Consider the following 11965-nt stretch of genomic DNA (forward strand, 5'->3'; position numbering starts at 1 on the left):
ATAATGCAGATAGAACCGCCACGGGAAAAGACTGTGTCAGCCAGCAGGAATCATCGTTTCTCCGCTGAAGCTCAAACCAGTGGCGCCGATTGAAATTACGAAGCGCGCATAATAAACGCAGTAAGCTGAAATTGAAAGCCGAAACAATAACAATATGTCATTTTTTGTTATCATTTCATAAATGATAACATCGCGCTCCATGTTGTCCCCAGTCTACACACCTGGAAATAATTTCCTATCGGGTATTTTGCAATCACTTTTAATTTTCTTTACTTTCAATGAGATCCTTCAGACACGAAAACCCGCTCTTCCCTCCATTAAAACTCACTTGAAAACACCGTTCATGCTACTCTGCCGCACTTCCGGCGTTATACAGACCCTGCTATCTCTCCTCTCCCCCTCGACAAAAACGCGCCATCCGATTCTTTTTTTGAAAAAAATAAAATTATTCGAATTATTTTTTATTGCTTTAATAACAAAATTTATAATTCATTGTTTTTAATAAAATTTAAATAAGTAAGATCGTTATCACCCTTTAGAAAAATAATCCGAGCCCCCTACTTTACACCCCAACTCTTTGGCGATATGAAGAGAATGAATAAAGATTATTTTTACTTATTCGACAATAAAAATAACGTAAATTAATTCATCGTCATTTTTTTACCTAATTAGCCGAATCGTTTCATCTAATTATAAGAAGGTATAAATAGATGTTTCATCTATCGTTAAAAGATATCCATCTAGCGGCTTACGCTAACAATAAAGAAAGCGCCATTCGACAAGTTGCCGCTGCACTGGCCGCATCAGGCTATGTCAGTGAAAGATACATTGAAGGAATGCTGGAGCGTGAAATACAGTCCTCAACCTATCTTGGCAACGGCATTGCCATTCCACATGGGACAACAGCAACCCGCGACCAAGTGCTGCACACTGGCGTACAGGTCTTGCAATTTCCTGACGGCGTGGCATGGGGAAATAACCAGACCGTCCATATTGTCATCGGCATCGCGGCCAAATCTGACGAACATCTTACCCTGCTGCATCAACTGACTCGTATTATCAGTGATGAAAACCTCGCCAGCCAGATGGCAAAAACCGCTTCGGCGGACGAACTCTATCGCTTATTAATGAGCACACCCTCCTCCCATTTTCTGGATGCGTCAACGATCACACTGGATATCGACGCTCATGACCTGACAACCTTGCAGGCCCTGAACATCGCCCGCCTGCAACTGGCCAAAGCGGTGAATGCTGCATTCATTGCCGATGTTCTAGCCAGACCGCCAATTCATCTCGGCCAAGGGCTTTGGTTGAGTGACAGTGCGATAGGCAACCTGCGCAATGCCGTTGCGATTACCAGACCCAAAACGCCATTCACAATGGATGGTCAGCCAGTTGGAGTACTAATGACCATCGCCTATGCGGATGATCAACTGCAAAGCCTGCTGAGCCCTATCAGCACCCTGCTGCAACAAAACAAGGCCGAACGCCTGTACTCCGCACCCGATGCCGCAGCCATCATCGCACTGCTGACAACAGCTACACCGCAGGAAGCGACGGCACTGAGCGCAGATTTTATCCTGCCCAATGAACATGGGTTGCATACTCGCCCCAGCTCACTGCTGGTCAATACCATCAAACAATTCAACAGCCAGATCACCATCGCCCACCTTGATGGCTCAGGCGTTCCCGTTGATGGCCGCAAACTGATGCAAGTTGCGGGTCTGGGCGTCAAAAAAGGCGAACGCATTCGCTTCACCGCAGTGGGCTCAGACGCAGAACAAGCACTGACAGCGATCACAGCCTTGATTGAGCAGAATATGGGTGGGGAAATCGCATGAGCAAAAGAGTGGCAACCATCACCCTTAACCCTGCTTATGATTTAGTCGGGCTGACCACGGATATCAGCATCGGTAAGGTAAACCGCGTCCAGACCGCCGGATTATACCCTGCCGGCAAAGGCATCAACGTAGGTAAAATCCTCAAAAACCTCGGTATTGACGTTACCGTTGGCGGTTTTCTGGGAGAAGATAATCAGGACAGCTTCCAGAACACCTTCGCCGAACTGGGCATGAACAATCAATTCCAGCTTGTGGAAGGCCGGACACGCATTAACGTCAAACTCACCGAACAGAGCGGCATCGTCACTGATTTCAACTTCTCAGGGTTCAGCGTCAGCAAAGAAAAATGGCAACAATTCGCCAACCGCTCCCTCCAATGGCTCAATCAGTTCAGTATGGTCTGCGTCAGCGGAAGCCTGCCCGCAGGCGTCAATTTGGATGACTTCACCCACTGGATGCAGCGCCTGCGCAAAGAGTGCATGTGCGTGGTGTTTGATAGCAGCCGGGAAGCCTTCGTTGCCGGGCTTAAAGCCCTGCCCTGGATGGTCAAACCGAATCGCCATGAACTGGAGATCTGGGCTGGCCGACCACTGCCGACACAAGAAGATATTGTCACCGCAGCCCATCAACTGCGCGCCCAAGGCGTCTCTCATGTCGTGATATCACTGGGAGATGAAGGCGCCATTTTGGTCAACGCCTCTGGCACATGGCTCGCCAAACCACCGCACTGTGAAATCGTCAGCACCGTTGGCGCAGGAGATGCGATGGTCGGTGGACTGATTTACGGCCTGATGATGGGGCAACCCAGCGAGCACACTCTACGCCTCGCCACCGCCATATCCGCCCTGACCGTCAGCCAAAGCAGCGTCGGCAGCATTGACCGTCAGCAACTGGCTCGCATGATGGCACGAGTAGAACTCACTCCTCTGCACACTCAATCAGCGAAAAACAATCAGAAAAAAGAAAAGAGCAAAAAGGAAAACAGCGAGAAGGAAACCCTATGAATACATTGATTCTTACCGACAATCAGCAGGGACAGGCACGCGCTTACCTTGCCAGACATACACTGGAGACCATCGCCGCCCAACACGGCCTCTCCCTTGTCACGGACGTGAACAACGCAGAACTGGTGATTATTATCGGCGATTCTGCGCCTGATAACGTTAATCTGCATGGCAAAAAAACTTTTGCAGGCAGCGCGGAACAGGCTATCCGCGAACCCGATACCTTTATCAGCCACGCCAAAAACCAGGCCAGCGTTTATCAATCCCAAGATAGCCATCACTCGCCGGATAACGCGGTTCAGCACAACACAATGAACATCGTAGCGATCACCGCCTGCCCGACAGGGGTGGCTCATACCTTTATGGCAGCTAAGGCGCTGGAGACCGAAGCACAAAAACGCGGCTGGCAGATCAAAGTAGAGACCCGTGGTTCCGTGGGAACCAACAACGCCATCACACGCGCAGAAATCGTGGCAGCGGACTTGGTGATTGTGTCAGCAGATATCGACGTTGACCTTACCCCATTTTCCGGCAAGCGCCTCTACCGCACCTCCACAGGCGCGGCCTTGAAAAAAACCGCCCAAGAATTGGATAAAGCACTGACCACCGCCGAGATTTATAGCGCCAAGCGTGAAGCTTCCGCCTCCAATAACCCCAAACCCGCAGGCACAGGCGCTTACCAGCACTTAATGACCGGCGTTTCCTACATGCTGCCGATGGTCGTCGCGGGGGGTTTGTGCATCGCCCTGTCATTTGTCTTCGGCATAGAAGCATTTAAAGAATCCGGCACACTGGCCGCCGCCCTGATGCAAATCGGCGGCGGCTCCGCACTTTCGCTGATGGTGCCAGTGCTCTCCGGTTACATCGCCTACTCCATCGCAGGACGCACCGGACTCGCTCCCGGACTGGTGGGCGGCATGCTCGCCGTCAGTACCGGTGCCGGGTTCCTCGGCGGGATCATTTCTGGCTTTCTTGCAGGTTACATTGCCATGTTGCTCACCACCCGACTGCGCTTACCGCAAAGTATGGAAGCCTTGAAACCCATTTTGATTATCCCGCTGGTCGCCACGCTGGTGACAGGGCTAACCATGATTTACGTCGTCGGTAATCCCGTCGCGGCAATGATGGAATGGCTGACCCATTGGCTGAAATCAATGGGAACCACCAATGCGGTGATCCTCGGTGCCATTCTGGGCGGGATGATGTGCACAGATATGGGCGGGCCAGTGAATAAAGCGGCTTATGCGTTTGGCGTTGGTTTGTTGAGCGCCCAGACTTATGGCCCGATGGCCGCGATTATGGCGGCGGGGATGGTTCCGCCATTGGCAATGTGGCTGGCGACGGTGATTGCGCGGAATAAATTTGACCAAAGTGAACGCGAAGGCGGAAAAGCGGCACTGGTGCTGGGGCTGTGTTTTATCTCAGAAGGGGCGATTCCATTTGCGGCGAAAGATCCGGTGCGGGTACTGCCGAGTTGTATTCTGGGCGGTGTAGTGACGGGGGCGCTTTCGATGTATTTTGGCGTACAGCTGATGGCTCCGCATGGCGGGTTGTTTGTGTTGCTGATACCGGGGGCGATTACGCCTGTGGTGAATTATTTGGGGGCGATTGTGATCGGCACGGTACTGACGGCTGGGGTTTATGGGGTGGTAAAAAAAAGGATTATTGTATAAGGAACTTCATAACCCATTGAATTTAATGATCAGGCTGCCAAGATGGTCAGCCTTATCTATCGGTGTAGTCGTTCAGCCCTCACTCCATCTGACACTTTAATTTGAAAAGAAGAGAGTTACCAACTTTGATTAAAGCATTAGTGCATAATTTAAAATAAAGAGGGAGTTCTCATGTTTCATGTTAGAAGCCCAATCATAAAAAATATAAGGCTACTTTCAGAAAGTCAGTTATAGTATTCACGTTAATGGCATACCAAATAAAACAAATTAAATCAAATGGATAAAACCATAACATAGTGATTGATTTTTTATATTTGTGATTTATCCTCATAAACATCAAGGTAAAACAGCCTATGTGAAGACACTGGCTGCTGAGTGACTATTAAGGTATGGAAAGGAAACTTAGCTAATCTATAGATGACATAGGTGAGTTTTTACATGGATGGAAAGAACAGAGTTTATTTTTTTTAGGGTTAAACGTAGAATAGCTCGTTTCAATTTGGTTAGGTTTGTATGAAAGCAATAGATTTGTTTGCAGGCGCGGGCGGTTTAAGTTTAGCTGCGCATCAACTGGGCATTGATGTGCTCGCTGCCATTGAATTTGATCAGGCCGCAGCCAAGACATACCAACTTAATTTAATTGAAAGGCTGGGACATAAAACAAAATTTTTTCAACAAGATATCCTGACAATTTCTCCAAAGGCACTCCGTCTGGAATTGGGAGTGAAAAAAAAAGAGCTTTCACTTTTGCTTGGTGGCCCTCCTTGTCAAGGCTTCTCTAGCCATCGTATAAAAAATGCGGGTGTTGACGACCCGAGAAATAAATTGCTACTTCGTTACTTTGATTTTGTCAAAGAGTTCAAGCCTCAACTTTTTTTGGTTGAAAATGTAGCGGGGTTACTGTGGGAAAGACACGCTAAATATTTAGATGATTTCAAAGAATTAGCAAAATCCAACAACTATAAAATTCTTCATTGTGGCACCTTAAATGCGAAAGATTATGGTGTACCCCAAAACAGAAAGAGAGTTTTTATTCTTGGTGTCAGAGAAGATCTAACGCTAAAAAATGACTTTAAGTTTCCACCCAATCCATCACATTTTTCTCCTAAGTCAAAAGAGGCTATACGTCAGCAGCTTCCATCTTGGAGAACTGCTTCTTCTGTATTTGAAAAACTAACTCCTGAATTGATAAAAAGATACATTAAAGAACATTTTAGGCCACATACAGAGTTGGCAGATAAAGAGGCTAGCAATCTTCTTAAACATCTTGAATACGGTTCCCCAGTGGACAAGGATGATCCGTGTAATAGACATATGCAGCCAACTTTAAGAATGACAGAACGCTTTGAAAGTACACGACTAAATGGTAGCCGTGAAGATGCTGCACCAGAATTCGAGCTTAATTGCCACTCCGATGGATATGCGGGACATAAGGATGTTTACGGAAGAATATTTATTCATCAACCAGCTAACACAATAACTACAGGATGTAATAATCCATCTAAAGGCAGATTTGTTCATCCATGGAAAAATCATGGCATTACTTTGCGACATGCTGCCCGTATCCAAACATTCCCAGATAACTATATATTTACTGGCAGTTCGACAGACCAAGCAAAACAAATCGGTAATGCCGTTCCCCCTATGCTGGGGAAAGCACTTATAGAAGCAATTATAAATGGAATCGAATAAAAAAGTGCCTAACATAAACTTTCTTTTATATCTATTTGTTAGATAAATAGTTATTTTAAGCCACTAAATAACGTTCCAAAATAGCGATACCTTTGTACAATTCCTTATACAGCAAGGATTGTGAGCTATACATAGCAGAGCCATGGGTTGATGCGGTCTATCAGGAATCAAACTTACTCTGTTCAGATATCAATCAAATAAACCAACTATATCGGTATTATGAAACTCTATTTAGCTGATATATACTCTGAACAAACTAATATCTTAGTGAGAAAGGTAAAATGGCTAACTTTAAAACTAGAGCTAGAGCCCTTGATTTGTTGGGACGTCAACAAATAGCAGGGATACCTACAGCTATCAATGAACTCTTAAAGAATGCACATGATGCATATGCTGATCATGTCGATATTGACTATTTCAGAATGAAAGATCTTTTCATTTTGAGAGATGATGGTATTGGAATGACAAAAGATGACTTTGAGAACCGGTGGCTCACATTAGGTACCGAATCAAAAGTTAGACACAGAAAGTCACTGGCTCCTCGTATAGATACAACAAAAGCACCAAGAGTATCTATGGGAGAAAAGGGTATTGGTAGGTTGGCAATAGCATCAATTGGTAAACAAGTACTAATTGTTACTAAAGCTAAAGAAGCAGAAGGTATAACTGTTGTACTAATAAATTGGCAACTTTTTGAAATACCTGGCTTGAATCTAGAAGATATAGCTATTCCTATCAAAGAACTGAATCATCTCCCTAAAAAATCAGACATAGAAGTTATGAAATCGGAGTTAAAGAATTCAGTTATAGCTTTGCATAATGCTGATAATTTAACAAAAGAAGAATTTAATGCTATTACATCATCAATTGATAAATTAGATATTTGTCCTGCTAAATTTAATAATCAGTTAATTGGGAATTATCCTCTAAATGATCTAAAAGATGGGGGAACATTTTTCTATATCACATCTATAGATGGAATATTAGATGTTGATATTGATGGAAACTCCAAGTCAAAAGAAGCAACTAAAATAGAAAAAATGTTAATGGGATTCCATAACACTATGACTCCTAACCATCCTAAACCTGTTTTAGATATCGTTTTTAGAGACTATAGCAATAATGATAATAACTATGTCAATTTAATTGACAAAGAGCAGTTTTTTTCAGCTGATGACTTCGGATTGGCAGATCATCACTTTAAAGGTGAGTTCGATGAGTATGGTCAATTTAAAGGCATGGTTAAGATCTATCAAGAAAAGACTTTTGAACATATTGTAAATTGGACTAGTAATAGTTTTAAGCTTACTAGATGTGGACCTTTTTCAATTAACTTCGCATATATTCAAGGTCGTAATACAGAGTCTATTCTGAATATTGAAGACCACTCAAGAATAAAAGCTAAAGCTGATAAATTTGGTGGTTTATATATTTACAAGGATAATATTAGAATATTACCTTATGGTGACTCTGATTATGATTATTTAGAAATAGAAAAACGCCGAAGCCAAAGATTTTCTTACTTTTTTTCCTATAGAAGAATGTTTGGTGTTATTAAACTTTCAGAAGAACTAAATGATGAACTAAAAGAGAAAGCTGGACGAGAAGGGTTTATTGAAAATAAAGCTTATCGTCAATTACAGGAAATACTTAAGAATTTTTTCGTTCAACTAGCAGCAGATTTTTTTTCTTCAGATGACAACTCCCCTAAAGCAGAAACTTGGAGAATTAAACGTGATGAAATAACACAATCATACAAAGCATTAGAAAAACGTGAAAAACAAGCCAAAGAAAGAAAGAGAAAATTTGAAGAATCCTTGAATACCTTTTTCGACTCATATAAGAATAATGCATTCAGCCAGAATGTAAAATATTTACTTAACGAAATTAACTTTGATATAAGGAGTGTTTGGTCCGAAAAAGAGCACGAATTAGTAAGTCAAAAGCTGTTAAATATTGAATCAAGATCAAGACAAAAATTATCAGATTATCGAAAGTCAATATCTGTTTCGGCTCCGAGAGGATTCTACATAAAGGGCGAATTAAAAAAAGACTATGAAACATACCTAGAAGAAATAGAAATTATAGATAAAGAAATATTTAAGAAAGCATTTAATAAAATAGATGAATATGTAGAAAATATCATTTCTGAGCTATCTATTTCAATTAGTAAAAGAAGGCGTCTAGAACAAGCTGTTGAAGATATTTCAAATCAAGCTAAAAAATTAAATTCAGAGAAAAAGAAAATAGTAAATGACTCTGTCAATAATATTTCAAATAGAGTTAAAGAACTCACAACTGAACTGATGATTGATCTAGACAATCAGATAAGGGAAGTAAAGGACAAATTCAAAAAAATATCAATTACAGATGAACCAGATATTAATTTGGTTGCTATTCGCAATGCATTATCAGATGAAATAAATAGTATCTCAGAACGTAATACAAATATATTAGATACAGTTATAAAACAGTTAGAAGGAATCTATTGGGAAAAAGATGAAAACAATAATTACATTACTAGTGAGCAGATAACTAACGCTCTTGGCGTAGAATTAGAAGAATTAAAAGATAGAATTAATACTGATATAGAATTAAGCCAGTTAGGGTTGGCTGTTGGTGTTATACATCATGAGTTTAATAGTACTGTCAGATCTGTCAGAGCTAGTTTGAGAGATTTAAAGGCATGGTCTGATGTCAATGAACAACTAGAACGAATATATAAAAATATAAAGCTAAACTTTGAACACTTAGACGGTTATTTAAATCTATTTACACCCTTAAATCGCCGTTTAAATAGGCGCTCTGAAGAAATAAAGTTATTAGAAGTGAAAAGTTTTCTTATAGAACTTTTTAAGAACAGAATGAAACGACACCAAATTGGATTTAAGCATACCAATGGATTTGCCCAGGCATCAATCAAAGGATATCGTTCTACTTTTTATCCAGTTTTTGTAAATGTTATTGATAACGCTATATATTGGCTCAATGAGAGTGGCCAAGAAAATAAAATCATACGGTTGCATGCCGATAGCTATGGAAATATATATATATCTAATAATGGATTAGAAGTAAAGATTCAAGATAAAAAGAAAATATTTGATTTGGGGTTCTCTAGAAAAGAAAATGGCCGAGGAATGGGGCTACATATCAGCAATGAAGTTTTAGAATCAACTGGATATAGATTGCTTTTAGATGAACCTAGAGAAGGATTTACTGTAACATTTAAAATTGCTATAGTGGATAATAATAATGACTGATTTCGCAAGTGTATCTAGACATACAATAAATAATTTTCTTCAAAGCATTGTCTTCATAGATGATAAAGCCTATGCCCCAGCGGGTTATCCTGACCAACATGAGTTCGATGCAAAAGAAATAACAAAGGTATTTTCTAAAGATGGAAAGGTATGTGCAGTATATCAACTCACACAAAAATCAGACATAGAGTCCTTGATAACAGTAGCAAAAAAAGCAGATGTAGCAGTTTTAGATTGGCAGATAGTTTTAGATCAAGACTCAGATTTATTCGAGAGTAATGATGAAGCCGATGCTGAACAAGATGATATTAGGGGTTTATATACTAAAAGCATTATTAGCGGTCTCTTATCTGATCAAGAGTGCCAAAATAGTATAAAATTAATCTTAGTATACACGGGCGAAACTGATTTAGAAGGTATTGCTGATGATATTTTAGAACATATTGAATCGGATAAAATATCAGGATTTAAAATAGATAAAAAAAATGATACATGTACACTAAATTCAAATAATTGCAGAATAATGGTGATCGCGAAATCTAATAGAGATGGAGAATATACTGATGATTATTCACTTTTTAAAGATAAAAAAATCACATATAAAGAACTACCAAATTTTATCACACAACAATTCTCTGATATGACAAGTGGACTACTTTCAAACTTTGCGATGGAATCTTTATCTGAGATTCGTCGTAATTTTTATCATATAATTAACCTATTTTCAAAAGAATTAGATTCAGCTTATCTTGCTCATCAAACATTATTAACTAATACAGAAGATGCAAATGAACTCCTTGTAGATTTATTAGGGGATACATTCACATCCATCATTCGTTACAAGAAATTAAACTCTTTCATCAATAAAGAAAATATTAAAATATGGATGAATAAAAATATACCAGAGGTGAATAAAAAAATACCAGAAGAAAATGGAAAACCTGAAAATATAGAATATAAGAGATCTCATTCTCTTTTATTAAAGCTTTTAGAATCAAATAATAATGTTGAAGAAAAATATTTTAACGCATTTTCATCTGATATAAATGGACAGAAAATTGCCAAAAATAAAATAAAAAATCTATCCGGTAAACTCTCCACCACTTTATTTACAGAGAGTAATAATTACGAAATTATAAATAAAAAATTCGCTAATCTCTGCTATCATAGAAACCCTATTTCACATCCTAGCTATCATCCGACTTTATCATTAGGAACTGTAGTTAAGAGTAGCTTAATACCTGAAACTTATTACATATGCATACAACAACGTTGTGATTCTGTACGTCTTAGTAATAGCGAATCTCGACGTTTTCTATTTATATCTATCACCAAAGTAAAAGATGATAGTAAATTTAATTTTTTGACTCCTGATGGTGAAAAATTACTCATAGACAAAGGAACGTATTCCCTTAGAACAGTTAAGTTTCGAGGTATTGAAGGATCAGTTAGAACCAAATGCTGTAACGAAACTGGTAAAAAGTTTTTTGAACCAGCACATTTGTCTGAAGAAATACCAGAGAAATTCGAGTTCATCGTTGAGCTTAAAGAACTATATGCTCAACGTATACTTGAAGAATATAGTGCCAGTTTATCTAGAGTAGGAATAGATGAGCCAGAATGGGTTCGCAGAGCTCGCTAATTGTGATATCTGACAGCACCTTACTTTGTTTTGGTGCCTGTCAGATCATATTTTGACAATATCTCTCGGTATCTTCATAGTTATTATTTTCACACGAAAACATATAAGAAAAATTGATAATAGTAGGGAGTTTTTTCATAATTTAATAAAATTTAGCAGAAATATATCTGCATAGCAAATAATTTTGAAACGACGTATAAAAGACGCCTATACATAAATCTTAATTAAAAATAAATTTTATGAATTCCTTTAATATCAATCTCTGCACATGAATAATTTTCACATAACCACTCTTCAATTCTTTCCGACAAATCATCATCGGATAATTTATATTTTCCTTTCAAAGAACATCCCCATACAACTAAAACTTTCAAACCTAATTTAAGCAAAGAATGAATAACGACATGATCTCTATAAATATTATTATTTATTTTCTTTTGCCAAAATTCTCTTCTAGTCGTAGGAAATTTAAACATATAACATTTATGTCCGTGCCAAAAACAACCATGAACAAATAAAACAGCTTGGTATTCATCTATAACAAAATCAGGCTTACCTGGTAAATCCGAAACCTGTTTTCTATATATGACTCCCAGTTCTCCAATGATTTTTTCGATCTTTTTCTCTATGGATGTATTCCTACTTTTAATTGCCCGCATATTTCTACTACGAACTTCTGAGTTATGAATATCAGCCATAAATCACTCTCCTTTATAAAACTAATAATTATAGCTAATTTACACAATAAATGAGCTATTAATTTTATCATAATGATATTAAGTTAATCAATGAAATTATCTGCACTTTTGTTATAGTCGGTAATACAATACACTGACTTACCGCGTCCACTAAT

The 11965-nt window shown here is 39.4% G+C and carries 7 protein-coding genes and 1 pseudogene; 6 read left to right on the forward strand and 2 right to left on the reverse strand.

The features are described from left to right. Positions 1-36: 36 nt before the first annotated feature. Positions 37-201, reverse strand: a complete 165-nt coding sequence (locus tag NXS07_RS13175) for a hypothetical protein (RefSeq protein WP_258086896.1) — start codon at positions 199-201, stop codon at positions 37-39. A 509-nt stretch (positions 202-710) separates the two neighbouring features. On the opposite strand from NXS07_RS13175, the gene fruB reads away from it, so the two are divergent. From fruB to NXS07_RS13205, 6 genes and pseudogenes are all read left to right on the forward strand, one after another. Then, complete coding sequence (fruB, locus tag NXS07_RS13180; protein ID WP_258086897.1) at positions 711-1841, forward strand: fused PTS fructose transporter subunit IIA/HPr protein; 1131 nt, start codon at positions 711-713, stop codon at positions 1839-1841. After that, positions 1838-2773, forward strand: a pseudogene (gene fruK / locus NXS07_RS13185) (1-phosphofructokinase); the annotation flags it as partial. The gene fruB and the pseudogene fruK, both read left to right, overlap by 4 nt. 68 nt (positions 2774-2841) lie before the next feature. After that, entirely contained in the window at positions 2842-4518 is a 1677-nt protein-coding gene (fruA, locus tag NXS07_RS13190) for a PTS fructose transporter subunit IIBC (RefSeq protein WP_258086898.1), read from the forward strand. Positions 4519-5031: 513 nt separating this feature from the next. After that, the gene (locus NXS07_RS13195; RefSeq protein ID WP_258086899.1) at positions 5032-6210 is read left to right on the forward strand and encodes a DNA cytosine methyltransferase; all 1179 of its coding nucleotides are present in this window, start codon (positions 5032-5034) and stop codon (positions 6208-6210) included. Positions 6211-6491: 281 nt separating this feature from the next. Beyond that, positions 6492-9470: an ATP-binding protein gene (locus NXS07_RS13200; protein WP_258086900.1), complete on the forward strand. Its 2979-nt coding sequence runs from the start codon at positions 6492-6494 to the stop codon at positions 9468-9470. Then, entirely contained in the window at positions 9463-11112 is a 1650-nt protein-coding gene (locus NXS07_RS13205; RefSeq protein WP_258086901.1) for a response regulator receiver domain, read from the forward strand. Before NXS07_RS13200 ends, NXS07_RS13205 begins: the two co-directional genes overlap by 8 nt. Before the next feature lie 224 nt (positions 11113-11336). Here NXS07_RS13205 and NXS07_RS13210 read toward each other — a convergent pair whose 3' ends face one another. Further along, entirely contained in the window at positions 11337-11810 is a 474-nt protein-coding gene (locus NXS07_RS13210; RefSeq protein ID WP_258086902.1) for a very short patch repair endonuclease, read from the reverse strand. Between the last annotated feature and the right edge of the window lie 155 nt (positions 11811-11965).

Source organism: Xenorhabdus bovienii (assembly GCF_024721015.1).
GTDB lineage: Bacteria > Pseudomonadota > Gammaproteobacteria > Enterobacterales > Enterobacteriaceae > Xenorhabdus > Xenorhabdus bovienii.